This window comes from Microbulbifer maximicatervae (SeqCode) (assembly GCF_052467815.1).
The window spans coordinates 4,532,161-4,558,296 of sequence record NZ_CP174326.1 but is presented as its reverse complement, the minus strand read 5'-3'; the positions used below and the strand labels follow the sequence as shown (position 1 = coordinate 4,558,296).

The 26,136-nt window shown below is 46.8% G+C and carries 21 protein-coding genes; 12 read left to right on the top strand and 9 right to left on the bottom strand.

The features are described from left to right. The first annotated feature begins 770 nt into the window (after nt 1–770). Together ACJJIW_RS19710 and ACJJIW_RS19705 are read left to right on the top strand one after the other, a co-directional pair. Complete coding sequence (locus ACJJIW_RS19710) at nt 771–1,688, top strand: helix-turn-helix transcriptional regulator (protein WP_444937374.1); 918 nt, start codon at nt 771–773, stop codon at nt 1,686–1,688. A 100-nt stretch (nt 1,689–1,788) separates the two neighbouring features. Next, entirely contained in the window at nt 1,789–2,238 is a 450-nt protein-coding gene (locus ACJJIW_RS19705; RefSeq protein ID WP_444936155.1) for a GyrI-like domain-containing protein, read from the top strand. A 299-nt stretch (nt 2,239–2,537) separates the two neighbouring features. Here ACJJIW_RS19705 and ACJJIW_RS19700 read toward each other — a convergent pair whose 3' ends face one another. Beyond that, nucleotides 2,538–4,505: a DUF3604 domain-containing protein gene (locus ACJJIW_RS19700; protein WP_444936154.1), complete on the bottom strand. Its 1,968-nt coding sequence runs from the start codon at nt 4,503–4,505 to the stop codon at nt 2,538–2,540. Nucleotides 4,506–4,787: 282 nt separating this feature from the next. Between ACJJIW_RS19700 and ACJJIW_RS19695 the strand changes: the two genes are divergently transcribed. Next, entirely contained in the window at nt 4,788–6,467 is a 1,680-nt protein-coding gene (locus ACJJIW_RS19695; RefSeq protein ID WP_444936153.1) for an NAD-dependent malic enzyme, read from the top strand. Between the two features lie 44 nt (nt 6,468–6,511). Here the strand turns inward: ACJJIW_RS19695 and ACJJIW_RS19690 are convergent, their stop codons facing one another. The 4 genes from ACJJIW_RS19690 to ACJJIW_RS19675 form a co-directional block, all read right to left on the bottom strand. Beyond that, complete coding sequence (locus tag ACJJIW_RS19690) at nt 6,512–7,816, bottom strand: patatin-like phospholipase family protein (RefSeq protein ID WP_444893513.1); 1,305 nt, start codon at nt 7,814–7,816, stop codon at nt 6,512–6,514. A 547-nt stretch (nt 7,817–8,363) separates the two neighbouring features. After that, nucleotides 8,364–8,984, bottom strand: a complete 621-nt coding sequence (locus ACJJIW_RS19685; protein ID WP_444936152.1) for a hypothetical protein — start codon at nt 8,982–8,984, stop codon at nt 8,364–8,366. Nucleotides 8,985–9,956: 972 nt separating this feature from the next. Then, a complete protein-coding gene (locus ACJJIW_RS19680; RefSeq protein WP_444936151.1) occupies nt 9,957–11,516 on the bottom strand; it encodes an acylphosphatase in 1,560 nt (519 codons plus the stop codon). Between the two features lie 64 nt (nt 11,517–11,580). Then, a complete protein-coding gene (locus ACJJIW_RS19675) occupies nt 11,581–12,102 on the bottom strand; it encodes a hypothetical protein (protein WP_444936150.1) in 522 nt (173 codons plus the stop codon). Nucleotides 12,103–12,338: 236 nt separating this feature from the next. Here ACJJIW_RS19675 and ACJJIW_RS19670 point away from each other — a divergent pair, with 236 nt between their 5' ends. Continuing rightward, the gene (locus tag ACJJIW_RS19670) at nt 12,339–12,491 is read left to right on the top strand and encodes a hypothetical protein (RefSeq protein WP_444936149.1); all 153 of its coding nucleotides are present in this window, start codon (nt 12,339–12,341) and stop codon (nt 12,489–12,491) included. Nucleotides 12,492–12,574: 83 nt separating this feature from the next. Here the strand turns inward: ACJJIW_RS19670 and ACJJIW_RS19665 are convergent, their stop codons facing one another. Next, nucleotides 12,575–12,835 carry a hypothetical protein gene (locus ACJJIW_RS19665; protein ID WP_444936148.1) on the bottom strand — a complete coding sequence of 87 codons (261 nt, stop codon included), beginning with the start codon at nt 12,833–12,835 and terminating at the stop codon, nt 12,575–12,577. A gap of 303 nt (nt 12,836–13,138) precedes the next feature. Here ACJJIW_RS19665 and ACJJIW_RS19660 point away from each other — a divergent pair, with 303 nt between their 5' ends. Continuing rightward, the gene (locus tag ACJJIW_RS19660; protein ID WP_444936147.1) at nt 13,139–13,690 is read left to right on the top strand and encodes a hypothetical protein; all 552 of its coding nucleotides are present in this window, start codon (nt 13,139–13,141) and stop codon (nt 13,688–13,690) included. A gap of 46 nt (nt 13,691–13,736) precedes the next feature. Here ACJJIW_RS19660 and ACJJIW_RS19655 read toward each other — a convergent pair whose 3' ends face one another. Both ACJJIW_RS19655 and ACJJIW_RS19650 read right to left on the bottom strand, forming a co-directional pair. Further along, nucleotides 13,737–14,483: a siderophore-interacting protein gene (locus ACJJIW_RS19655; RefSeq protein WP_444936146.1), complete on the bottom strand. Its 747-nt coding sequence runs from the start codon at nt 14,481–14,483 to the stop codon at nt 13,737–13,739. 5 nt (nt 14,484–14,488) lie between these two features. After that, nucleotides 14,489–14,938, bottom strand: coding sequence for a MarR family winged helix-turn-helix transcriptional regulator (locus tag ACJJIW_RS19650; RefSeq protein ID WP_282932358.1), 450 nt, complete (start codon nt 14,936–14,938; stop codon nt 14,489–14,491). Between the two features lie 1,172 nt (nt 14,939–16,110). On the opposite strand from ACJJIW_RS19650, the gene nirK reads away from it, so the two are divergent. The 4 genes from nirK (at nt 16,111) to ACJJIW_RS19630 (ending at nt 21,788) form a co-directional block, all read left to right on the top strand. Beyond that, on the top strand, nt 16,111–17,547 hold the full coding sequence (nirK, locus tag ACJJIW_RS19645; protein WP_444936145.1) for a copper-containing nitrite reductase: 1,437 nt from the start codon (nt 16,111–16,113) through the stop codon (nt 17,545–17,547). A 36-nt stretch (nt 17,548–17,583) separates the two neighbouring features. After that, nucleotides 17,584–18,378 (top strand): formylglycine-generating enzyme family protein, encoded by a 795-nt coding sequence (locus tag ACJJIW_RS19640; RefSeq protein WP_444936144.1) that lies wholly within the window; start codon nt 17,584–17,586, stop codon nt 18,376–18,378. 132 nt (nt 18,379–18,510) lie between these two features. Further along, the gene (locus tag ACJJIW_RS19635; RefSeq protein ID WP_444936143.1) at nt 18,511–19,257 is read left to right on the top strand and encodes an SCO family protein; all 747 of its coding nucleotides are present in this window, start codon (nt 18,511–18,513) and stop codon (nt 19,255–19,257) included. A gap of 236 nt (nt 19,258–19,493) precedes the next feature. Next, nucleotides 19,494–21,788 (top strand): nitric-oxide reductase large subunit, encoded by a 2,295-nt coding sequence (locus ACJJIW_RS19630; RefSeq protein ID WP_444936142.1) that lies wholly within the window; start codon nt 19,494–19,496, stop codon nt 21,786–21,788. A 101-nt stretch (nt 21,789–21,889) separates the two neighbouring features. On the opposite strand, the gene ACJJIW_RS19625 is transcribed toward ACJJIW_RS19630, so the two are convergent. After that, nucleotides 21,890–23,614 (bottom strand): hypothetical protein, encoded by a 1,725-nt coding sequence (locus tag ACJJIW_RS19625; protein WP_444936141.1) that lies wholly within the window; start codon nt 23,612–23,614, stop codon nt 21,890–21,892. Between the two features lie 438 nt (nt 23,615–24,052). Here ACJJIW_RS19625 and ACJJIW_RS19620 point away from each other — a divergent pair, with 438 nt between their 5' ends. From ACJJIW_RS19620 to ACJJIW_RS19610, 3 genes are all read left to right on the top strand, one after another. Beyond that, nucleotides 24,053–24,445, top strand: coding sequence for a hypothetical protein (locus ACJJIW_RS19620; RefSeq protein WP_444936140.1), 393 nt, complete (start codon nt 24,053–24,055; stop codon nt 24,443–24,445). Between the two features lie 436 nt (nt 24,446–24,881). Beyond that, nucleotides 24,882–25,217: a type 1 glutamine amidotransferase family protein gene (locus ACJJIW_RS19615; protein WP_444936139.1), complete on the top strand. Its 336-nt coding sequence runs from the start codon at nt 24,882–24,884 to the stop codon at nt 25,215–25,217. A gap of 5 nt (nt 25,218–25,222) precedes the next feature. Beyond that, complete coding sequence (locus ACJJIW_RS19610) at nt 25,223–25,567, top strand: type 1 glutamine amidotransferase family protein (RefSeq protein WP_444914099.1); 345 nt, start codon at nt 25,223–25,225, stop codon at nt 25,565–25,567. Nucleotides 25,568–26,136: the final 569 nt, after the last annotated feature.

Sequence of the window (26,136 nt, the reverse complement as noted above, 5' to 3'; positions counted from 1 at the left end):
AAATACTAGCTTATAAATGATATATAAAGGTTAGGTATTGCTATGAAATTTTCTGATTGCATAGGCTTTATGTAAATTTCTCTCAGTTTATCAGTAAATATTCTGCCTAGCTCCAAGCACTCTGATGGTGCAAATTCTGCCGTGGAGCAGCTGGAGAATACCTTTTGGAGCATTTTCTCATATTTTAAGTAAAAAACCTACCTGGTACAAATTAATTGTTTCTTAGTTTCAAAAGCACTTGATCAATAGTTGAATCATTGGGGAATAGCTTGGTTATTTTGCAGTTCTTATAGGGGGCAAGTTGTAAGACTTAGAGTTTTCATCTGGCGACAATTTCAAATGTAAGTATTAGCACGAAGGGCCTTATCTTGCCTTTTGGAGGTAGTGTAAATAAGTGTAAAGGGGGCAGGCATAATGTATTGGGGGATGCCCTGGTAAATTTGGTGGTTGCACAGTGTACCGCGAACTTTTGATTTGTAGCGGCTATCTACCCTAGCCCATATTGGCAGTTTAGTGTCGATTACATCAGGCAGTATGGCACTTTAGTTCCATAAAAAATATCACAATTCTAGATATTCAATTGATGCTTCAAACGCTCAGTTCAACGGTTGTTGGCTTTAATAGGTGAGTCAGATAGTGGCTCCGATCCCCTCTTAATGATCGTTCCTAGAAGTTGTAGGGAAAGTAATCGGACCGATGATTGTAGCTTGGCCTCAGCTACTTCAGATGAGGCTTAAAGGAACATTGATGTAATCTTAGCGGTGAACCCCATGATTCTCCCAAACCAAAAGGACTTGGGCATTCCTTTGAGACAGAAGGTCTTATTTGAGTGCCATTATTCAGATGATTTATTTCAGTTTCAAAAGGTAACTGTCCCACCTGGTCAAAATGTATCACTTGAATTCTTGTCTGGGTTTAACCTTTTAATGGTGATTGGCGGTGTAGCTAGTATCAATTGTGGTATTCGTGAGTTCCGTATGGGGTCAGGGCAGGTCTGGTTAACTGGTGCTGTTGGCGATTTTATGGTTGGCAACCTCCCTAAGGGGGAAAGTTTACTGATTATCAGTGTCAGTATCAGCTCGGCAATGTTGACCCGGTTTTATAAGCGGCACACACGTGTACTGCTAAAAGCTAAAAACAAACTTGTTCTGGCAACTCATGTGGGAAGTGCTCCTAAGAGAGATCCCTTTATTCTCCCTGCGTGTGATCTGACGCGCTTCACTTTGGATTCATTGAGTGCATTTAGCGAACTGAATGATGAAAGTTTGAATTACTTAAAATTGGAAGAGCTACTCCTTTTGAAGCTAAAAGGGGATTGCGGTTGTTACTTGGCTAATGAGTTGCTTCGTCAAGTAAACCCGGCAACAGAGAGTTTTCGCCGGTTTATGGAGGAGAACGTAACTCAACCTTGGTCTGTAGCAAACTATGCCAAGCATATTGGGATGAGTCTTACATCATTTAAGAATAGGTTCAGCCGGGTATTCAAGTCGGAATCGCCCAAGTCCTGGATTAATGAGCGCAGGCTACAGCATGCTGATCTTCAATTGAAGACTACAAATAAGCGATTAGTTGATATCGCTCTGGAGAGTGGGTTCTCAAGCCAGTCCTATTTTACCCAGCTTTATAAGTCGATGTATGGGCGCCCGCCCTCGGAGGTGAGACAGAAATTCATGGACGCTCTTGATTAAGCGTCTGTGATTTCTTGTGACTTTGAATGCCTGGCCAGTATTACAGAAGTTGTTATAGTATTCGGCTTCCTGCAAATAATTAGAAAAATGGCCTGTCGATATGGAAGTTAGAGAATTAGGGAGTCTGGATTTGGTGGGTTTTTATACCCGTACTAAGAATGCTAATGAGGCCGATCCGGAAAAGGCAAAAATAGCGCCACTCTGGGATAGGTTCGGCGCAGAGGCTGCCCCCAAATTAAGGGGCAACCCTAAGGTATTTGGTGTTTACTCCAACTACGAATCTGACCATACCGGCTTTTTTGATGTGTATGCATGTTCAGATATGTTGTCGAAGGATATGTCTGAGGATTTCAAGTCGATTCAAATACTGCCCGGCAAATACCTGATGTTTTCCGCTAAAGGGGAAATGCCTCAGGTCGCAATTGATTTGTGGGGCGAGGTTTGGAGTTATTTTGCTGCGGAGGATTGCCCCCATCAGCGAGCTTTCACCACAGATTTTGAGCAGTATGTGGATGGAAACGAGGTTCAGATAGCCATATCCATTAAGTAATTGAATCGCGTATATATACGGGCTATTTAAGGAGCCTCTGAATAACTCCGTAATGCCTCTGCGAGTCTTGAAGGCTGCAGATGTTAGGCGCAGCTCGCCGCGAATGGCCGTAGCCCTTGGCAAGAGCTGCAACGCAGCAGCTGTGGCCTTCAAGGCCCGCCCTTCGGGGCTTGCAGAGCGATTCACACTCCGCGTTGCGACTTCTTGAAAGGTCTAGACATTCCTGCGAAGCCGCGCCTTGATTGTGAACCGCTCTGCATGCCAGAGGTATCACGGAGTTATTCAGAGGCTCCTTAACTCTAGGGTGAATACCAAATTGGCGAGCTGAATGCTCGCCCCTGCTGGGTAAGGGGTACTTTTTCATCCATTTCAATACCGAAGCGTACCTTGTCAAATAGAGTCCATCGGGGTGTGGGTATCTCCAGGGCGCGCAGGTAGTAGACGGCTCTTTCCTTGGGGTTAAAGTCGGGATCTTTGAATACCGCGACTAGCTGAGGGGAGCCGATGGAGTTGGTGTATTCCGCCGTCTTCATATCCACAGTAGTCCCAACCGGGGGTAGTTTTCCCTCGGTATCCAGTTTACGGCTTCCAGACCACTTCACATTAAAGATCTTCTCCCGGGTGAGTCCGCTGCTATCCAGCCAGCCCTTGATGATTTGAATGCGGTCCAGGTTGGCGCCCTCAGGGTCTTTCAGTGCTGCGATAAGGAATGTCGGTACCTGTCCCTCACTGGCTTGAGGTAGTTTCCCGCCCATTGGTACGCCTTTTTTATAGCCATTGGCGACCAGATCACCGTGAATATCCCCATCGTTATAGTCATAGCCTCCAAAGAAGCGAACTGAGATCCGGGGGCCTGTGGTGGCGAAAGTCTCTTTGCGGTACATCGCATCCCATATTGCCTCCCGCGTATTCTCGTTGGCCCAGACTCCCGTAACGCCTGAGGCAGCTTGTTCCCAGCCGAAGTACTCTCCACCAAGCCCCTTGAGCAGGGGAAATGCCCAGCGCTGCTTGTTACTGGGTTCCAGGGTCTTGAACTTGCCAAAGAAGTTGTCCTGGTCCGGTGTCGAAAGCCCGGTATGGGTGTCGGTAGCTGCGTTTGCGCCTAGCACGAAAGGGTTGGTGCCCAGCTTCTCCTCCAGGCGTAGGCCAGACTTGAGTGCCTCCCTCCAGTACTCGTATTGCAGGGCACCGGGGGGCTTGGGCTTTAAGATCAGGTTGCCTCTATCCCACAGATCCCAGTTGGCAAATTCATCTTCCGGGGAGAGGGCAGGGTGGGACTCACTTTGTCCCTTTACCTGCACCAGCTCGTAAAGGGGTTCATAGCGGGCGCGCATTTGTGCCCACTCCGGAGTGAGTTCGGAGCCATTAAACTGACGCTCGATAAACATACGGCCATTAGACATATTGCCGTTGTGGGGGATGGCGAGCACCCGGCCGCCGGTTTTGTCTTCGTAGGCTTTCATCCACTCCCAGAGTTTTACCGGGTTCTCGGTATCAAAGGTGGTCAGGGGAAGCAGGGTCTTAGTGCGGTTTGCGCCATCACGAAAAATAATATTGCGGTGCAGGTTGTCGCCACCATCGGCGTTAACTGTCCACTCAAAGGCAATAAAGGTAGAAAACTCTCCGGGTTTGTAATATTTCTCTGCGGCTTCAACGGTTTTTTCCCAGGCGGATTTCATCCATTTGGGATCCATTACCTGCTCGGGCAGTTTGCCTTCTGATTGAAGCACGATGACTTCACTTTTTGCTTCATTGGTCGCTTCTTCGCTGCCTGAAATTAATGCCTCGTGCCATTTTTTCAAGGTGGCATTGGACATCATTTCCGGATTGCCATCGACGATCTCGCTGATAACTCCCATACCGTCTGAATGATCGGTGATCATGAACCAGTCGTAAGGGCGGCTGAGCTTGGCTTTCAGTCCGCTGTTGGAGGTAACAGTTTCTCCCAGGGCAAATCGATAGGCGTCATCGGGAGTAAGAATTGCGCCATCCAACCCCGCATCTACCGACCAGCCAGTATGGACATGTGTATCGCCAAAATAGACATTGCGAGCGATGCGTTTATCGCTGTCCCGTTGGGCTTCCAGCTCCGCTTCTATCTCCGGTGCCATCGCCGTGAGCGGCCTTTGTTTTTCTGGAGTGGCACCCTCTGTCTGTCGGGCGTTTGAATTTGTATTTTTATCTCCGTCGGGCTTTTTACTGCAACTATAAAGGCTGAGTACAAGAATAAAGAGGAGCAGGGTTAATCCAGCTTTGCTCTTGTGCATTGATGGCGGCTCCATTTCTTGAATGTGTCGGATCGCTTTTTAACTGAAAAGAATTCGTTGCGAAGAGAAGATAAATTACAGCTAGCATAGTTGAGCGACTCTGTGTATTCGCGAATTGGGCCACACTGGGGGCCTTGTTATCTATCGGCACAATAGATAGTCTTCGGCTCCAGTTGAGTTAGCACATTTATGCAACTTCAAGAACATGGTTGGCTAATTCAGTCATATTGAAATATGGCTACGCAATAATCATCGCTTCGGGCGATAGGCAAAAGCAGGCATATGAGTAACAACGAAAAGCGTCCACTTTACATCCCCCATGCAGGCCCCTCCCTACTGGAAATACCACTGCTCAATAAAGGCAGCGCATTTAGCTTGGAAGAGCGTCTCGAATTTAATTTGGTCGGTCTTTTGCCGAATACCGTTGAGACGATTGAGGAGCAGGCCAAGCGCGCTTACCTCCAATTCCAGCAGTGTAAGACTGGCTTGGAAAAACATATCTACCTGAGGGGAATCCAGGACGACAACGAGACGTTATTCTTCTATCTGATCGAACATCATACGGAAGAGATGCTGCCGATTATCTACACCCCAACTGTAGGTGCAGCTTGTGAAGAGTTTTCCAGTATTTATCGCAACCACCGGGGATTATTTGTCTCCTATCCGGACCGGGAATATATCGACGATATTCTGCGCAGCGCCACTAAAGAGAACGTCAAAGTCATTGTGGTGACCGATGGCGAGCGGATACTCGGGTTAGGTGATCAGGGTATCGGCGGCATGGGTATCCCTATTGGTAAGCTCTCCCTGTATACCGCCTGTGGCGGCATAAGCCCGGCTTATACCTTGCCTGTCACCTTGGATGTTGGCACCAACAACCGCACTTTGCTGAATGATCCCATGTATATGGGGTGGCGCCATGAGCGGATTTCTCAGGAAGAGTACGATGAATTCCTGGAGCAATTTATTGAAGCGGTAAAACGTCGCTGGCCCAAGGTATTGGTTCAGTTTGAGGATTTTGCCCAAACCAATGCCACGCCGTTGTTAGAGCGCTATCGCGACCGCCTGTGCTGTTTTAATGATGATATTCAGGGCACGGCGTCTGTAGCACTGGGTACTATCCTGGCTGCTTGTAAAACCTGGCAAGAGACCCTCGCCGCGCAGAAGGTGACGATAGTGGGTGCCGGCTCAGCCGGGTGTGGTATTGCCGAGCAAATCGTCAGTGCAAAAGTGCAGGCCGGTCTATCCGATGCCGAGGCTCGTGAACAGATCTTTATGTTCGATCGCTACGGGCTTGTGACTTCCGATATGAAAGGCCTGCACGACTTCCAAGCGGCTTTGGCCCAGGACCCGAGCAAGTACGATGGAGTGTCCAGCTGGAATCTTGAGACGCTGATCGGCAATGTTGAGCCCAGCATCCTGATTGGTGTTTCCGGGCAGGGTGGCTTGTTTACGCAGCCAGTAATCGAAGCTTTGCACAAGGGGCACCGCCGTCCTTTGGTGATGCCACTGTCAAACCCCACATCCAGGGCTGAAGCGACTCCAACAGAGATATTCAGCTGGACCAAGGGCGAAGCTTTGGTGGCTACCGGCAGCCCCTTTGCAGCGGTAGAAATCGATGGCCATCACTATGCGGTAGCGCAGTGTAACAATGTCTACATATTCCCGGGCATTGGCCTCGGCGTGATTGCTTCCGGTGCTTCGAAAGTGACTGACAGTATGTTGATGGCAGCATCCAACGCCCTGGCAGAGCAGGCGCCGGTGGTGAAAGATGGTGAAGGCGCCTTATTGCCACACCTGAATGATATTCGCGATGTGAGCATGCATATTGCCAGGGCAGTGGCTGCCCAGGCGCAATTGGATGGCGTTGCGCCCAAGGTGAGCCGCGAGCATCTAGAGCGTTTGCTAGAGCGTAACTTCTGGCGTGCAGATTACCGCTCTTATCGTCGTCGCTCTTTCTAAATGAGAGTGCTGGGCCCGCTGCGACTATCGCATCGGGCCTGCATTTAAGCCAGCTTTTCCCCGGTATAGAAGGAGTCCGGTTGGCGCAACACCAAGTAATCCTCCCAGTGGAATCCCTGATTCAAAAACTCAATTGCTGCATTGACGCCAGATAGGAACAGGTGTTCGCAGTGGTGGTCCGGCATGGAAAAATCCAGCCAGTGCGGGTTTTCTCCGGTATCGGTGGGGTTGATGGGGATTTCTTTTACCAGCGCATGGTATTCCGCGTTCAAGCTCGCGCGTACATGGTTGTCGAGCATATTGCGACAAGTGCTGATCAGCCCCATCGCAAACCTTCCTACCTTATCTGATTTTGGCTGGTACAGGTCCACTTCCAACTTGATCCCAAAGGTTGGCAATTTGGGGGTGCCGATGGGTTTATGGAAGATATCGAAAGGGAAGTTGGAGACAAGGCCGCCGTCAACAAATTCAATATCTTTGGGAAAGCCAGCGCGGAAAAAACGTTTGGGATCACCGATGCCTTTAATGCTGCGCCAATTCTCGGCGACAGTATTGCACTCACTTAATTGGGGGATGCCCTTTACGGTGTAGGGCTTAAAGAAGCCGGGTACCGACATGGAGGCACGTACGAACTCCGCGGGGTTTACTGCGCTCGGATTATCGAAGTAGAGCGGCGCCTTGGCTGGAAATACCGCGCGGGTCTCGGTAGTGATATCCGCTGCCACCAGGGCAACCTCGCCGCTGCCGATCAGGTGATCGGGTGTGCCACGGTATAGGAGCTGTGGGAACTGGTTAATTCTCTGGTTGAGCTGTGCGGTGTTGGTAATGCCCAGCTGTTTCAACTCCGTTTGTAACCACTGGGTAAAGGTATCTCCCGGATTTAGCCCCTTATGTCTGAGCAGGTGCCGCAAGGTGCGGATAGAATCGAAGGGGTGCAATGCCAAACTACTCATCAAGCCTTTGCCCTTGAGCAGGCGCTGTACCGTTTTGCGCGCATAGCGCTCGCCATCTTCAAAACTGGCAAAGTCCGCATTGGCGAGGATACCCAAGAGCTTTTCGCTTTTGCCGGTGCTCGGTGTGCCGGCCGCTGCCAAGAAGAGTGCGTTGATGGCACCCGCTGAGGTTCCTGCAATTTTGCGAAACCGAATTCCCGCCTTTTCCAGAATGTAGGTATATCCCACCAGGGCGATCCCCAGCATACCGCCACCTTCCATCACGATATCGACATACTGAAGGCCCTGGTTGTCCTGTACATCACTGAATACTTTGCCCTCAATGGTGGACTTGGATGCCTGCCAGTGTGCATCCGCTTTTGCGATGGCGTTTTCAACCCATGGCGATTTTTGCATGTCGGCTTTCCGTAGTGTGACAGCGATCTACAAGAGAATTTAGACAATTTATCCGCTTGTAGGTGAAAAAGGCAGGGTATCACCCAGAATCAAATTCGTCATAGCATCTAGTCGTCTTTATTTGCTTTCCCGCTTGAATACTACTTGACTCATTAAACGATGAAATATCTCGCTGTGGCTGTGGCTGTGGCTGTGGCTGTGTTTGGATATATAGCGGGATTCGTACTTGCTGGCATGGTCGATGCAATGGCGTGGTGCTTACCTGATGGAGACTGAGGGTGAGTTGTTCAGGAGGACGATGTCATTTGCGAGAACAGCTTCCCTTCACTGCGAAATGGGAGGTCCACTTGTCCAGCCCTTGAAACCCACTGAGAGCTCCATTTATTGGCTGGGAAATGGTTTGGTCAGGAGAGTATCTAGTTGTTGGACTATTTACCTGATAAGTGCCGCGCCCCACCCAAAAAGGTCCAGAGGAGCACTTTTTGGGTGGGGCAACGAAATAGCTTGAAAATAATGAATATTATTCAGCAGATAAAGTTATTGCCTATTAAATTGAGACACCCATATTGCCTTCAGTACCGACACAGAATCCAAATATTTCATGGAAAAAGAGGCTTTTACATTCAAAATTGGAGGCGATATGGAAAGTGTCATTTGGGAATTTGGGGTCGTGAAGTCCCAGGTTGTGCTCGGTTCCCACGCAGTAGATATCATTTCTTGGGTCACCGGGCCTAAAGGCTATCCAATCCAGTTTCCAGCCGCCGAGATCCCCCTGATTATCCCACTTGTTGTCAATGGGGTTCCATTGACCTACATTACCGTCAGCGCCTACACAGCACATTACTCCAAAGTTATCGAAGGCAATCATTTTTAGGGGGCAGGGCTTTTTAATCTCAGGTTCCTCCCAGGCTCCAGCGGTGGTATTCCACTTGGCAAGATTACCTTTAGTCCCAACGCTCCACATGACATTTGACTTGTCAAATGCAATCATCTTGGAGTCCCAGGATTGGTTGTACTCTTTTTTGTCAACGAGGCCAAAAGTTCTTGAATTCCACTTTCCGATATTATTCGAAGTGCCCACACACCAAAGGTTATCCTCTCTATCAAAAGTGACCATATTTAAGTGCCACGTTGAGAGGGATCCTCTGTCTTTAAAGTTCATTTCCATGATAAACCTCCTTAGGGTTTATGGATTAGGGTTTTTTTGATACTCAGGGGTGTCAAAATTTTAAGGCTTAAAGTGAATTCATTTGAAAGCTAATAAATAATCCAGTTGGAGTTTTGGTTACATTTTGTTGACAGTTTTCAGACAAAAAGTATGCGCAGCCTTTTGAAAGAAAATATGTTTTAGATGCGCTTAGCATTTTCCAACAAAGGCTTTTATTGTGCTGGCCTATTTGTTTTCCATTCGCCGGTTGTCGTCTATCCAATGGCGGCTATTACTGCAAAAAGTGAGATTGAAGCTTTGTGGATAATTATTTTTCTATTCACTAAAAGGCTAAGTTAAATAATAGAGCTGGCCACTCGGCTTGATAAAAACCTCCTAATCAGTTGTTTCAAGCGATCTTAAAACAAAGGGCTGTGGTTTAAAATCCTCCTCGACTAAAAGTGCGGGGATTGCTACAGGTGGTTGCTGCCTTTTGGTAGTGGTTAGTCAATATAAGGCCGATTAGAGCTACTAAATAGCGCGGGCTAGTTGGATTGATTTTTATAGGTTTCCACCTCGGCGCGTTTATCAAATAATCCTGACTTGTGGGATAGAATTTCTGTCAGATTTTCTCAGTGCTGTAGCAGCTTCGAAACCCTTAGGTAAACAGCTTCGCTTTAGCGACGGGTATTTATTTATTGCATTTTCTGAGAGTGTTTTTCAAACAGGAAACAGCTGTTACTAAAAGTGGGGAATGGAAGAAATACATGGCGCTCAGGCTTTCTACTGCTGCCACGGTGGCAGGGGGGGCAAGGGGGTGTTGAGGTTTGTGATGATTTTATGAGAAGCTAAGTGATGACGGTCTCCCCGGTTGATTTGAGTCCCGGGCAAAAAGCTCTCAATACGGCGAGGCTACGCGACATAGCGTCGGTCTGTGGCGGATACATACGCCAGCTTCATTGTATTGAGTAGTGGCTGACGGTTATTGGAACTTCACTCTTTCAACGAAGTTCCAGAATGTGCGGCGGAACTTGAGTGATCAACCCGAAAGCCTTGATATTCGGTAATGGGGAGAGGTTCCAGATCGATATCGAAGCTTGGCTTTTCATGTGGGCCATATGGACATTGGTCAAGTAGTGCGGCAAGGGCGGTATGAGAGCCCTGCGCCCATATCTCTACGCTTTTGTCAGGTCTATTCAATACCTTTCCGACAATGCCCTTGCTAAATGCTGAACGTTGAACCCACTTTCGATATCCAATACCTTGAACTTTTCCTTTGACCCTGATTCTCCAGTGTTGCAATTGAATTTTGGTTTGTTCCAATTTAGGAAAGAGTTGCAGTAGCAATGCCGAGGCGACATCGCGTCCAACACCATAAGTGGGAAAGTAATGCCAATCTAGCGAGGGGCTACATGTGATTTGGCTTACCATCCAGTACTGAGATGGTAATGGCCGACTAATGTCTTCTGCGACTATGTCGACACCCGCAATTAGTGGATTAAATAGCGCCTCTACAGATTGGGTCGCAATTGATGCGAAATCTGCATGCAATATTTCACTGACGTCGCGAAAAAATTCTCCGAAGCGCTGTTGATGAGTCTCAATGTTATTACTTTCATAATTGCGGATTGGCTCTATCCCTCTTTCCAATGCGGCAACAACCTGTCCGCCAATGGTTAGGGCGCGAAATTTTCGGAGCCGAGAAGGCACTTTACCAGGATCATGGGTGGATGAAGTCAAGCTCGTATTGATCCCTGCTTCGTTTAGCCTCTTGTTTCGTAATACACGGTTTAGGCAGACACGACGCGCAACTTGAGGCACAACATCGGGGGTCGATTGATGAAACAAGACATGTTTGTCGCCGTATACGATATTAGAGATACTGGTGCTGATGTTGTAGGGCTTCAAATCGTATTTATATGCAGCCAAGCTGATCAGCGCGTTTTGTCGGTTTCGGAATCTTGGTGTGTAGAAAGGATAGTTCCATGGTGCCGCTAGTCGTATAGGGTGGAGCTCGGGACAATACTGGCCTTTCTCAGCGTGCTGAATGGTGCGGGCTGGCCCAGAGGCACTGAATAGATATTCCAGAAGTAGCCTTGGCAGGTCGATCGGTTTACCAAAATCAGGAAAAACTGGTGTTGAGGTTGCAGAGTTTGAATTGACTTCGATCACATAGGGAGAGCCGGCTGTCTCGGAAGAGTCGTCAGGGACAATAATATCCACTCCAACATAGTAAATCCCAGGAAATGCACTGGCTGCACGCTCTGCAACCTGAATGACCTCAGTGTCGAGTCTGTCCAATAACTGAATACTTTCTCCTCCCGCAGAAATATTTGCTACGCCCGCCAACCAGATGCGTTCTCCTTCAGCAGGCACATATTCACGGGAAATACCATTCACATCCAGCAGTTCTGTTCTGAGTATGTAGTCCGAGTCCACACGATACTTTGGGTTGCGTTTACTTTTATTGTTTTTTTTCTCCGAGATTAGTTCGTTGATATTATGCGTTCCATCTCCAATGACGTTGGGAGCAATTCTCAGGCAAGCAGACACCGTGCATCCCCCGATAACATTCACTCTCAAGTCGCAGCCACTGATATGACGCTCGATGATTATTTTATTTTATTTTATTTGATTTGGCGCTGGCGGTTTTCCAAGCATCTTGCAATGCATCGACCGATGTGATCCCCGTGGTAATACCCCGGCCATGACTACCCGTAACTGGCTTTATGACCACAGGGTGGCGAAGTGTTGAGAAATAGTCTGTTGCAGCTTTGATATCGTCAAAGACCCGACCTGTTGCCACGGGGACACCATTCCTAGCAAGCAAGTCTTTCGTCAGATGCTTCTGTTGAGCGCAAGCACGATAGGCCTCAGATACCAGTGCAGAGTTTCCACAAAAGAGTACATATTTTCCTTGATATGTAATCTTGTATAAATCTTTGGAGTAGTAGTCGACCTGCATTCCCATATCTTTGGCTGTTTCAGTAATCAACAGCTGATCAATTTCTCCTTTCATTCCGAAATACTTAGAATCGAGATAGCTATTTTCACGCTCAAAGAGGTCGCTTTTTAGCAGGTTATCTAAGGAGAAAGAGGGTGATTGCTTGGCATTGACGTTTTCAACAATTTGGGTCATGGCTGAACACTATTCACTGCATTGATGGGAGATTTGAACTGAGAAACGCAATCAAAAAGGCAAGTATCCTGCCGAGAGTCAGGCCGCTCGTCATAGTATCTGAGACCACTTCGCAAGAATTGGGTGATGGCAAGCTTGCTAACATTTTGGCGTCGATAAGATTGAACAGTGAAATGCAGGATGATTCTTGTGGAGCCTTAGCCAGATTCTCTCAATTGGGTATCGGTAGGCGCAGTATGATTGTAGTCAATGGGATGCTGTTTAAAGCTCGTTTCTACTTTGAGGAGTCGGGCTGGTTGTTTGCTGTTCAGTGGCGAGTGGGGTCAATCAGTGGGATGGAATCTGGCTTGGAAGGGGCTGACCTGTCTGGTTACCCCTTTTTAGAGTGAAGGGTTTGTAGTTGCTACTGGTGTGCTGTGCAATATCAGCAGCTGTCGAAGAGTTCATACCTGTCAGAACTGAACTGTTCGCTTTAATGGGGTTCGGTAGATTCGACAATGATTGAGATAGGCATCCAGCCCAGATAATTGTGGGCATTTTCATAGTGGTCCATGCCAACTTCCCAGGTGCGCGTAATAACACCATCAGAGCTGTTGGTGGATTTCCATATGACTCGGACGTAGCCGCGAGAGGTCGCATCGGACTGTTCGGGCAAGCGTTCTTGGCAATTAATCCATTGGGGCAATTCTAAGTTGGGTGCACCTTTGGCAGAGGGTGACAGATCTTGGCTCAATGGAAGTCTCCAGTTCGAATTTTTAAGAAATATATCAGTTTTTCTGCCTTTTTCTAGATTGTTTTTTTAGGTGTCCCAATTTTTTATTTTTAAAATTTATTCGAGTATTGCTTTTGGATTTATTTGTTGATTTATGGTAATGGTTTTTTACTGTCAGTTTGAAAAAGTACATTATGCGTAACCATTTTTTGTTCGGTCTTTTGGGGTGGGCTTGATCAAACTAAAGTGGATACCTCTGATATTTAAGTTGTATTGAACTTTCAGCTCGATGGTTGGTTTGTTTTTTATTAAAGGAGAGTATTTATGCAGAAAAACTTGGGTGCAACAGCATTAGCTTTTGTAATCTTCTTTGCTGCAATAAATTACGCCAACTCTGAAGATAAAAAAGTGGGAGAGGTAAGCGTTCTCACTAGTCCTTTCGACTACTGTGCGGCGGTGGTAAACGATGATAACCCAGTTCAGCGCTTTGCCGGCCAAGCTATGCCAGAGGAAATCGTTGATGGTATCAGAAAAGCGGTCAATCTCGGTGCAGAAGCACCTGAAGATTGGATCGCGAGGGGGACCTATTGGCGATGTATGGATGGAAGTGTCTATGCCTGCTTTGTTGGGGTTAATCTCCCCTGTGATGAGAAAGCTGACACCAGTCGGGAGCCGAGTAGTGCCATGCTTTCATATTGCAACGATAATCAAAGTTCCGGGGTCATTCCTGCGGTAGTGGCTGGCCGTGCCTCTATGTACGAATGGCGCTGCAGGTCGGGTGTCCCGGAAATTATCAGGCAGATTTCTAAACCCGATGCCCGGGGCTTTTTGTCTACTTATTGGTATCGGTTAGATAGGCCCGTTTCTGTTGAGTAGGGAAAGCCTATAATCAGAAGGCTTTCTCTTCCCGCCTATCTATAAGTTATCCCTGTCCTTCCATCTTTTCATTGTCCATACGCTTGGCGAGTTTGTGGCCTTCGTCCGACTGCCCAATTTTCCAGTAACTGGAGATATAAATATGGGTTTTGGGGATTACTCTTTCCTGCTTAAAGAATTGCCGTAGGGTGCGCATGCTGTCGAATTCACAGGCGGCCCATACGGAGGCCTGTCCATCAAGCCAGGTTAGTGCCTGTAACTTTTCCAATAGTTTCTCGCCAGATGGAGCCGGATTGATAATCCATTGGATTTGCAGGTTCTCTGGGTGTTCCAGCTCCTGAATATCAGCTTCACTGGATATCTCAATTAATGCGTACCCCTTTGCATCCTTGGGTAGCTCCGCAAGGTTTACGCTGATGGCTGGCAGTGCAGTCATGTCTCCCAATAGTAAAAACCAGTCTGCCTCGGGATTGGTCATTTTTTTGGGGCCGGGGCCGCGGGTTAAGATCGTATCGCCGGGCTGTGTTTTAAGTGCCCAGCTTAGAGCGGGCCCTTCGTGGTCATGCAGGGCGAAGTCGATATCAATTTCAGTTTCACGCTGGTGTCTGATGGTATAGCTTCGCAATAGCGGGCGCTCGCTTCCAGCTTGTGGAAACAGAAATTTGATATAAGCGCTTTCCTGGTTGGGGGCGAGAGTTTTTAGATCATCGCCACCGAGGGTGATGCGCAGCATATTTTCAGTAACTTGTGTCCTGCGAATAACGACCAATTCTCTGGTAACTTTCTCGGCCATAGGGTTTAGCTCCTTTCGTCAGGGGTGGAGTGCTCTTTCATATTGGCGACCATAACGCTGGCAATGCGGGCGAAGTTTTCTAGCTCTTCAGTACTCAAGTTGCGAGTCATTTGCCTGGCCACTTCAGCTTCTTGTTCGCTTACTTTTTCCAGCGTGCTTATTCCGTCTGTAGTCAGTGTCAAAAACTGGCTGCGCCGATCATTGGGGTTGTCGGTCTTTTCGATTAGCCCCGAGTGCACCAGGTCGTTTAGCACTCGTGTTACTTGGGCTTTGTCCAAATTCATCCGCTGGGCAATTGACCGGGCAGTACTCAGTGGAAATTTGAAGACACCTTTGAGTACCCGTATATGGCTCACCGGCAAGCCAATTTGCTGCTCCTGTATACCAGCTCGCAAACGCCGTTTGTAGGCGTGAATAAGCTGGTGGAGGGATTCATTGATTGCGGTATCGTTCATGGCGCCATGCTAACTGGTTGATAGTGTCAACTTTATTGATATTGGTTGACTCTGTCAACCATATGGAGGTTGCCAAGTTTCTGATTTGCTGCGTATTGGTAATCTGCTCAGTAATGAAAGAGGCAAGGTGGCACTTGTTGAGAGGTGTTAGCTCTGGCAGAGAATGCTCCTTTTAGTGTCTAAGATAACACGTGAGTAGCTCATGGTGTGCCACTGATCCCACTTCTGCCTTACGAATTTGTTTTATTGCTAAGTTGAGTATTTTTACTTGTTTTCAGGTTGGCAGAACTTTTAATAGCTGCTTCTTTTTATTGTGCCTGGGCATATCCTTAAGTGCCTTCTTGGCTAATTATTGAGTAGGTATAGTGTTTAATTAATTGGGTGTATTTTGTGTTTTTCTATCTTCTGTTTTTTCGAACTATATCCACAACAAATGAAAGGCTATAAGTCTCCGTTAGCCCAAAAAATCTGGTTGTTATTTGCTGGTTGTTCTGTGTCAAATTAAAAGTGGCTGGATTTTCGGGCGGCTGGTATTTTGCTTGATGTAAATCAATATTTTTTGGTGTATTTGTGTCACGGTCGTGCTTGCGGGAGTTGGCGAAAGTGCAGGGGTGTATCTTGCGAGTATGCTGTTGTCAGCTCCTCTAATTTATCGGCGTCCTTAAATTTACCTGATTCTCTTGTTTTAAATTATAAGTGCAGGGGTATATTTCGCCTATGGTTACCATTCTTCGTTTTTCGCTTTATTAGTATCGGAATCTCAATATTGCTTCGGATTGAAAGATCCGTAATGGTTTTGGGGTGCGATTTAGTTTATCTAAGTTCCTATTCTACCGTGTGATATTTTGATGTGGCGTAACGGTATGGGTGTGAATGACTGGTTTTTGTGCTTCATGGTTTCGATTGATCGGAGCAATTGGTTAGATCTTTCACTGTGAGTGTATGTATTCCACGTATGTTCTTACGACTCATCGTTCTGCTGGCAGGATGTTTGCTCTCGTAGGTTTTTAATTTGCGTGAATATGGAGGTTTTCTACGCTAATTTCGACCAAGTCATCATTGATGGGTATTTACCTGAATTGCCGATGCTTTCATGCTGATTTCGGGCTTTAGGATTCAATTCTATATCAGGAAGTCAAAATACTACGGGCAAGAAGTTTGGAGATGATAAAATGAATATAGGTAAGGTGTTAAAGTATAGAAGTTTAAGATTGGCTGCCCTTGTTGTAGTGGGAATGGCTTGGGGGATGGGGACGCCAACTCTAGCGGAAACGGATGTGGAGCTTCCGGTAGAGCATGCAACACTTACTGCGGCTCCCCTTGTTCCACCTCCAATTACTCGAGATCACCCAGCCAAAGTTATTGTCACCCTTGAAACTATAGAAAAGGTCGGACGCTTGAGTGACGGCGTTGATTATACATTTTGGACATTTGGAGGTCAGGTACCAGGCAGTTTTATCCGCATCAGAGAAGGGGATCACGTTGAGTTTAATCTGAATAATCACCCTTCGAGTAAGATGCCCCATAACATTGATTTACACGCGGTTACCGGTCCGGGGGGTGGTGCGACTTCTTCCTTTACCGCTCCAGGTCATTCCTCACGCTTTTCATTTAAGGCGCTTAATCCAGGTTTATATGTCTATCATTGTGCTACGGCACCGGTAGGAATGCATATTGCCAATGGTATGTATGGGTTAATTCTTGTTGAACCTAAAGAGGGTTTACCTCCGGTCGATAAAGAATATTACATAATGCAAAGTGAATTTTATACGAAAGGAAAGTATGGAGAAGAGGGCCTACAGCCCTTTGATATGGCAAAAGCGCTTTCTGAAACACCCGATTATGTTGTATTCAACGGGGCTGTAGGAGCAATAGCGGGTGATGATTCGATACGTGCCGAGGTTGGTGAATCTGTTCGCATATTTGTTGGGAATGGAGGGCCCAATCTGGTTTCTTCGTTTCACGTAATTGGGGAGATTTTTGATAAGGTTTATGTTGAGGGCGGTGATATGGTAAATCACCATGTGCAATCAACACTTATTCCAGCCGGGGGTTCTGCGATCGTAGAGTTTCTGGTGGATGTTCCGGGTACATTCATATTGGTTGATCATTCAATATTCCGTGCATTCAATAAGGGTGCTCTGGGAATGTTAAAAATTGATGGTAGCGAAGATCTGGCTATTTATTCAGGCAAGCAAAAGGATAGTGTCTATCTTCCAGAGGGGGGAGGCATTCAGAGTATTGCTGATGTCAGCGCAGTATCTGTCAAGGCTAAAACCAAAGAAGAGCGCATACTGTTTGGTGAGCGTACTTATGCACAAAATTGCATGGCCTGTCACCAGTCAAGCGGCCAGGGTATTCCCGGTGCTTTTCCACCGCTGGCAGGATCTGACTATTTACTTTCAAAACCCGACCGCTCAATTGATATCCTACTTCATGGGCTTTCAGGGGAAATTGTGGTTAGCGGTCAGACTTACAATGGTGTGATGCCTGCTGTGCAGCTATCTGATGAAAGTATTGCCAATGTTTTGACTTATGTGTTGAACAGCTGGGGCAATAATGGCGGTGAAATACTGCCTGAGCAAGTTATTGAAAGACGTACTCACTAAGACTTTTGCGAGATTCATAAAATGGTTGTTAGGTGCATGGTGAATACTGCTCTATTAGTCTGTTTCTTACTGATGTGCCTACCATTTGCCGCGCAAAGTGCTTCTACAAGTCAGTCGCTCGATGATAAGAGTAAAGGTGAAATGGTCTATATAGCTGGAGGGAGCTATAGACCGTTTTTTAAAGATGTAACTGACTCTTTGGTTGTCGGGCCTTTTTTGCTTGATCGCTATGCGGTAACAAACTCTCAATACTATTTATTTACTCTAAAGAACCCCAAGTGGAGTAAAAAAAATATCAAGCCCGTGTTCAGTGATGGGAATTATTTGCGCCAAATGAATTCTTTGAGTATGAATGATCTGGCTGATGTGCCTGTGACCAATGTTTCCTGGTTTTCTGCGCGGGCTTATTGTAAATCCTTGGGTAAGCGTCTGCCGTCACTTGATGAGTGGGAGTATGTTGCACGTGCAAGTGACGATAAGGTGAATGGTCAGGATGACCCAGAATACCGTCAGCAAATCCTTGAATGGTACTCAAGGCCTGCAAATGAATTGTTGCCTAACGTAAAAGATACTCCTGCGAATTATTGGGGGGTACATGGGATGCATGGGATTGTCTGGGAACTGGTCAATGATTTTAATACTGCGTTAGTTACAGGGGAGTCTCGAGGAGATTCACAGTTGGAACAGTCACTATTTTGCGGTTCTGGATCAGTTTCTTCTGTCGATCCCGGCGATTATGCGGCGTTTATGCGTTATGCCTTACGTAGCAGTTATCAAGCTACATATACAATGCGCTCTCTTGGATTTCGTTGTGCGAAAGATGTTAATTAAATTGTAGTCTTCATAGTATTTCCGATATGGCTGGAAGCGAGGTTAATTTCAGTTCCTACAAATCATAATATTTATGATGTTGCGTGTGATTGAGAATGTCGGGAATAAGTCGTACTAATTCTGGAGGTTGAAATGAGTCAGCTAAGTATTTTTGGCAGGACCGCCATATTTATTTTTTTGTGCCGGAGTGGCCGAAGTCTGAATCGGTTGATTGGGCAAGTTGTTAAATCAAGGGGGAATAACCCGTGGTGTAGAAAGATTACTTTTATTTTTTTGATAACACTCTTGCCTGTAGCTTCAGCTTGGTCCCAGTCGAAGCTTCCTGACGATTCTGTTTATCATGTGGCATCCAATTGGTTGGATCAAAATAGTCGAACAATCAATATCTCCGATTTGCAAGGCAAAGTACAGGTTATATCTTTTGTATATACCTATTGTGAGCACAGTTGTCCGGTTATTCTCGCCAATTTGAGGCAGATTGAGAAGAGTATTTCTAATGTCGATAAGTTGAATACGCAGTTTCTACTTGTTTCTCTTGATCCAGGGCGTGATAGTCCCCAACAGTTGAAGCAATATATGCAGGATAAGGGTTTAAGTGAATGTCGGTGGATGATGTTAAACGGTAATCCTGAAGATGTGCTTGAGCTTTCTGCATTGCTGGGTGTGCGTTATAAGCCCATGAATAATGATAAAAAAGATATTGCACATTCTAATATGATTACTGTGCTAAACCAGCAGGGAGAAATCAGCTATCAAATGAAGGGGGTAAATGAGGGCGTTGACGACGTGGTTTCTGCAATTTCTAAAGTGGTTTTAGCAAGCTCAGGAGAAGTGGATGAGCAAGTAAATAACGATTGTCCTGAAGAGTCAGTGGATTGACATAGCACAAGAACCGTAGTGGATGATTAGCTGTGTTTTCTGCTGCTCATAAATATTGGTGGTTCAGGGAGGAAAGTTACCAAGTTAATTTAAGTGTCGTCAGCGGAGGTTGGTTGTGGATCAAAGATTGGGGATCAATCAGCCATCTTAAATTGAGTCATTGCGAATGACAGAGCAAGTCTTAATTTAATTGCGCATATTCGCAGTGATTAATAATCCCTGAGAGGGGAAAAGTTATGAATAAACACAAGCTAACTGTTATTGCACTGTTTATTGTGCTAACTGCTTCATTCACTGTGTTATTGAGTTTGGGGAGCGATATCTATAGGGAGAAACCTCCGATTCCTGTGGCATATGTCGATTCAGGGGGGCAGATTGTTTTTAGCCGGGAGGATATAGAGCGAGGGCAGCTAGTATGGCGCTCTATGGGGGGGCACCAGTTAGGATCGGTATGGGGGCATGGGTCCTATGTTGCTCCTGACTGGACAGCAGATTGGCTACATAAAGAGGCGCAGGCTTGGTTGGACATTACAGCGCAGCGACGCTATGGAGAAAACTTTTCTGACCTTAGCCCCGAGATTCAGGCGGGATTGGAATTGAGTCTTCGTAAGGATATGCGTCAAAACACTGCGAATATGTCCGCTACGGGAGAGACCTCTGTCTCGCTGTCGACGACTCGTATTCAGGCAATTGAAAAAGTGAGTCAGCACTACATCTCGCTTTTTGGCAGCGATCCTGAGAAGGCCGCATTGCGTGAGCAGTACGCTATGAAGGAAGACACAGTGCCTTTACTTGAGCGCCGTAAACAGCTTAGCGCATTTTTTTTCTGGGGAGCATGGGCGGCCATTACTGAGAGACCTGGGCAGAAATATACATATACTAATAATTGGCCTTTTGACCGGCAACTTGGCAATACACCGACACCTAGCAATATTATTTGGTCAATACTTAGTATTGTTACCTTATTAGCCGGAATTGGTGCTCTGGTGTGGCATCATGCCAGTGGCAGGCATGAGTCTTTGCCTGTACCCGATAAGCAAGACCCATTGTTTTTTACCAAGCCCACCAGGTCGCAGAAAGCCGTTGCCAAATATTTCGCTACCGCAATTGCACTATTTTTACTACAGATTTTTATGGGGGGAATTACTGCACATTATGCCGTAGAAGGGCAAAATTTCTATGGTATTCCCCTGTCCGAAATGTTGCCTTACTCGGTTGTTCGTACTTGGCATACCCAGCTAGGTGTATTTTGGATTGCGACGACTTGGCTTGCTACCGGTTTGTATATTGCACCGGCCCTTTCGGGACATGAATCTAAATATCAGTACCTGGGTGTTAATCTGCTTTGGATCGCTTTAGTCGTGCTTGTTGTTGGGTCCATGGCCGGTGAATGGTTGGGAATTCAGCAATATTTTGACCTGGACACGAATTTCCTGTTGGGGCACCAGGGATATGAGTACATCGACCTCGGTCGAATATGGCAGCTATTGCTATTGTCGGGGCTGGTAATCTGGCTGTTGTTGGTAACAGCAGCGATTAAACCGGCATTTGCCACGCAAATTGAAATAAGGCCAGTAATGTGGGTCCTCTATGGTTCTTGCGTTGCTATCGGGCTCTTTTATGGTGCCGGCCTCTTTGCTGGGAAGCATACTAATCTAGCAGTTGCTGAATACTGGCGCTGGTGGGTAATTCACTTATGGGTTGAAAGCTTTTTTGAAACTTTTGCAACTTCGGTGATCGCACTTATGCTTGTGCGGCTTGGGCTTATACGAGCCAGCAGCGCCAATGGTGCTGTGCTGTCGGCCACGGTGATATTCCTTAGCGGCGGCCTTATTGGAACGTTACACCATATCTACTTCACTGGAGTTCCGACCTCTGTTATAGCTTGGGGGGCCATCTTCTCGGCACTGGAAGTGGTTCCACTGGCACTCATTGGCTTCGAGGCTATTCAAAGTTATCGCATGCACAATGCTGTCCCTTGGATGGCGCGGTACAAATGGGCCATTCTCTTTTTCGTAGCTACAGCTTTTTGGAATTTGGTTGGTGCGGGCATTCTAGGATTTTTAATCAACCCCCCGATCTCGCTTTACTTTGTACAAGGGCTAAATACTACCGCAACTCATAGTCATGGAGCCTTGATGGGTGTCTACGGAATGCTGGGTATCGGATTAATGCTATTCTGTTTGCGGGGCCTGAATACCAATTTGGCCTGGAATGGCGTGTATCTAAAGGGCGCATTCTGGATGCTTAACCTGGGCCTGGCTGCAATGCTATTTATGTCGCTGCTGCCTATTGGTCTAACCCAGTTCTTTGCTGTCCTAGAGAATGGTTATTGGTATGGTCGCTCCCCGAAGGTTATTCATAGTCCCTTAGTGGAGAGCTTGGTGTGGATGCGTGTTCCAGGGGATGTTATTTTTGCTATCGGTGGCTTTCTACTGGGGTTATTCCTTATCGATTTACTGAGGAAATCTCTGCTTGATAAGCCTAAAGCTCCTGCTGTGGAGGGGTTAGCAGAGAAAGCCTCCCTTTAGGCCGTTAAAGCTTTGGGAAGACTGGCACACGAGGTTGCTCTCCAGAATTTCCAGGGTGCTACGGGAAGGTGATTCCCTCCCGTAGCACCGGTAGCTGATTGTTACCAAGTTAAGCTGATATCGGTTCCATCAAACTGTACATCTGAATCGTACACATACTTCAAGGTACCTTTCCAGAAGGAGCCGTGCCATTCCCAGTCGGCATCGTAACTGACTTCATTGAGCACCTTCTGTCTAAAAGCATCAAAGCTCCCGTAGCGCTCTTCACTTCCCATAATGACGACCCAGGTCTGCTCGTTCCAATCACAGGTCACAGTGTTGGAGTCACCGTTGCCACAGGGGTAGCGGACGGCAACGTATCCATCATCTTCCCTACCAAACTTCCAGTTACCGCTGCGGGACTCCTCCTCGAACTCTTCGGGCCACTGTAGAGCGACATCGGAGCCGCCGGAGTGAAACAATTCTATCTCCGGGTAGGGGTTGTATTGGATCACGGCAACATTGTTTACCTGCTTTATCTTAGGTAGGTGGTCATTTTGCATGGTGCTATTGCCGTCGCCGACTTTTGCCCAGATAGACTGGGAGCCGGTGGTGGCTATCCAGGGGGTTTGTTGGTAGCCCTGGCGGCCTCCCCAATAATTCTGGATGGAGTGCATCATAACTCCACCATCTTTGTATATGGAGAAGTTAGCCGAGGAGAGGACAGAGCTGCGGCTGAATACAGCCCCCGCCTTGGCGGCCGCAGGGGCGGCTGCTTCCGATAGTCCCAGGAACTGGTCAAATGCTTTGAGCCCCTCATAACCTTCGAGTTGGTATTTGCTGGCGAACCAGGCGGTATCCGCTGCGACATCGGGGTGGAAGTAGGCTCCCTGGCTCCAATAGAAGGGTACGCGCTCTTCCCGGGGAAAGTCTGCATAGATCTCGTTTCTGGCATCCCCCAGCGAATGACCGACTGAATAATTTATGTTGAGATCTTTACCGAAATATTCGAAAACCTCATCGGTGATTTCCAAACCGGATGTGGCGAGCATTACGCCGGCGGGACTGGGGGTGCGTACTGACTCTTTGCCCAGGCCTGTCAGGAGGTAGATAATCCGGTTGATATTCCCTCCGGACCCATTGCGGCGGTAGCCGTCATTGCTGCGCCCGGCCGCAGCGAAGTTAATCCCCTGGTCGTTGGTCACTAATAAAATATCTTGCAGCAAGCGATGAGCAGCGCCGATTGCAAGTTCACGGATCTCCTCATCTTCTGCAAAGTCTACAAGGTTTAGCAGTGCCGAGAGGGTATAGGGGTAGTAAACAGGGGAGTAAAACTCATAGTAACCATATTGGTTCTTCACTTCCAGATAACGCTTTAGGCGCTTATAAGTTCTGTCGTCCTCAAATGCCCCATATTTCTCCTGGAGGAGATATTGGGCAGAGGTGTACATGATCATATGGTTTTCTGAAGCAAAAACATGGTCACCCGTCCCGCCTTCTTTAAACCAGAAGTGATAGCCGTCGAGTGCGGCAAAGAGTTCGTCTTTTATTTCGGGGCGGAAGAATAAGATGCGGATTAGGCGGGTGAGAGTGAAGTCAGAATTTTTCTTGCCGCCGTTGCGGAGTACATCCAGGTTCTTATTTAGCGCATCCCAGTTGAGATCATCACCTGTGTATGCCTGAAGTACGACGGCAGTATCGTTGGTAGAGGTGACTCCTTCCTCAATATATTGCAGCTGCCTGTCAATATAGGCGCTCTCATCAAAGGACTGGGCTTGAGACGTCGCTGACTGGATCGCCAATCCTAATAAAATCGGGTACAGCACTCCTGCTGATGGCACTTTCATAAGTACTAGTTCCTTTTTGGTTTTAATTAATTTATAAAATAAATACAAGCGTACCACTTATCTATTACATAAATTTGGCGCTTGAGAAGCTAGTTATTTTCTTTCGGGATTAGTTGCAAAAACGATCAGCGGATATTGCTGGTTCTCAAATTGAAAATATTTTTTAAGTAGTCATTCTTGAGAAGTAGGGGGCTAGTGCTTTATCTAATTTTTCTGGCGTTTCTGCTGTGTCTAATTGGTACGCAGACGTACTCAAGATAAATCTGGTTTATGCTTTGTATTATTGGGTAGGTAAAGTAGAAAAGTTACTCTGTCATCTCGGGTGGGGCTGTGATTCGTGCGCGAGGTTATTTTCCGTTGAGTGACGATGGTTCTTCTATATTGTGGTGTGATTCGCGAGTAAATATTGCAGTGGTCCTACAACTCTAGGAGAGGGAGATGAAAAACTTACTGATATTCTTCGCAGCCGGAAGTCTCGGTGCTTTGGCAAACAGTATTGCGGTGTGGCTATTTGGCCAGTTGGGGATTAATGCCGCTTTTGGCGTATCAATTGCCCCTCCTCTATCTCCTGAGTGGCTTTATCCTCGTATTGTTTGGGGTGGCTTATGGGGGCTGCTATTTATTCTTCCGTTCTGGTCATCGAAGTTACTTTTAAAAGGAGCTCTTCTTAGTTTGTTTCCCTCTGCATTTCAATTGTTTGTGGTTTTCCCTGTGGTGGCTGGGAAGGGTGTTGCCGGATTTGAGTTGGGAGTCTTAACACCAGTCCTGGTATTGTTTTTCAATTGGATTTGGGGTGTTGTTACTGCCCTAATTATTAAGGCTGCTCGGTAATAGGGTGTTAACTTTGTGGTGGTAGGCTTGGCGCTATAGAAATGTTGGCCGTTGTTACTTTTGGGGCAGTTTGACCTCGCTATATCGATTTTCTCCTGCAAACTATCGATCCTATGTCAAGGTTGTACGTTACTCATGTAATCTATCTATTTCGTATCAAAGTTATTCGAATGGGGAAGTTGAACGTGGGAAAAACGGCAAAAATCTTTAGCCTTATCTGCTCTATGATAATTCTTGTGATGGGCATTATTACACCTTCACAAGCAGCTGAGACTAAGCGGATACTAATCGTTGCTTCTAATCTTCAGGATATGGGTGATCCGGAGAAACACGATGCAAGAAATAATTTGTGGGAGTATGCTCCGCCTTACCATATTTTGTTTCCCATGGGTATGAAGTGGACTTTGTTTCGCCAAAAGGTGGGGTGGTCCCGTTTATGATGGATCCACTGGGGATTAGTAGTTACACCATCAAACATGAAGGTTTTTTAGAGCGGGCAAATAGTTCACTAAAGCCTGAGCAAGTAGTTATAGAGAATTATGCAGCTGTTTATATCGGTGGAGGCTATGGAACCTTATTTGATGTGGCATCCAATCGTGAGCTGCAACGCAGCAGCTGTGGCCTTCAAGGCCCGCCCTTCGGGGCGTGCAGAGCGATTCACACTCCGCGTTGCGACTTCTTGAAAGGTCTAGACATTCCTGCGAAGCCGCGCCTTGATTGTGAACCGCTCTGCATGCCAGAGGTATCACGGAGTTATTCAGAGGCTCCCTAAATATTATGGGTGGGATTTACCAGAAAGGGGGAGTTGTGGGCAGCTGTGGCCATGGGGCAGGTGCGTTTGCTGATGTGAAACTGAAAGATGGCCATTATATGGTAAAGGGCAAGAAGGTTGCCGGTTTCCCGGACTCCACAGAAAAAGAGAAGTCTTGGGCTAAGCAGGGCACTTTATTACCGTTCTTGGTAGAGGAACGCCTTCGAGAGAATGGAGCCATTATTATTAATAAGGATAATGTTGCAGATAAGCATGATGTCATATCCGATCAGCGTATTGTTTCTACAATGTTTTTACCTTCTTCTGCGCTGGTTGCAAAAGAAATGCTGGGTTTAATCGAGAGCAACTAAATTGCTCCAGTAATTTATTGTGTATTTGCTCTATCGTTAGGCAGTCACTCTGCGGGTCAACCTCTAACGAGTTTGGCCTCGATGCGACCAATCTCTACCTGTTGGTTTCAATATGCTATAGCGAGGGCAACCAATTCGGGATTACTCGATCGCCCTTTAGCTAAATCTTGTCTCTGCATATTTATCTGCCATTCTTTCTAAAGGGAACTGGAATCGGCGGCAGTGAATATGCGTCCATTTATTGTATTAATAATATCGGTAACTTTGGGGAAGCTGGCCTATGTGTTTAGCCCCTCTCTGGGGAACAATGTAATAGTGGCCTTATTGGCTCTATTGGGTGCAGTTCCCTATTTGTTAATGCCGATTAGATCCGAGTTTTTCAAGGCGCAAATTCTTCAATGGGCTAAACAGAATGATATTGGCGTTTTGAGACTCGAGAGCAGGGGGTTTTCCAAAGGACGATTGTTTTGGCGTGTATCTGATGCGCAAAGCGTCTTCTGTGTTACCTCAAGAGAAGCCACTTACTGGGTGGCCTGCGGCTCATGGCTGCTGGGTTCTTATAGTCGGAA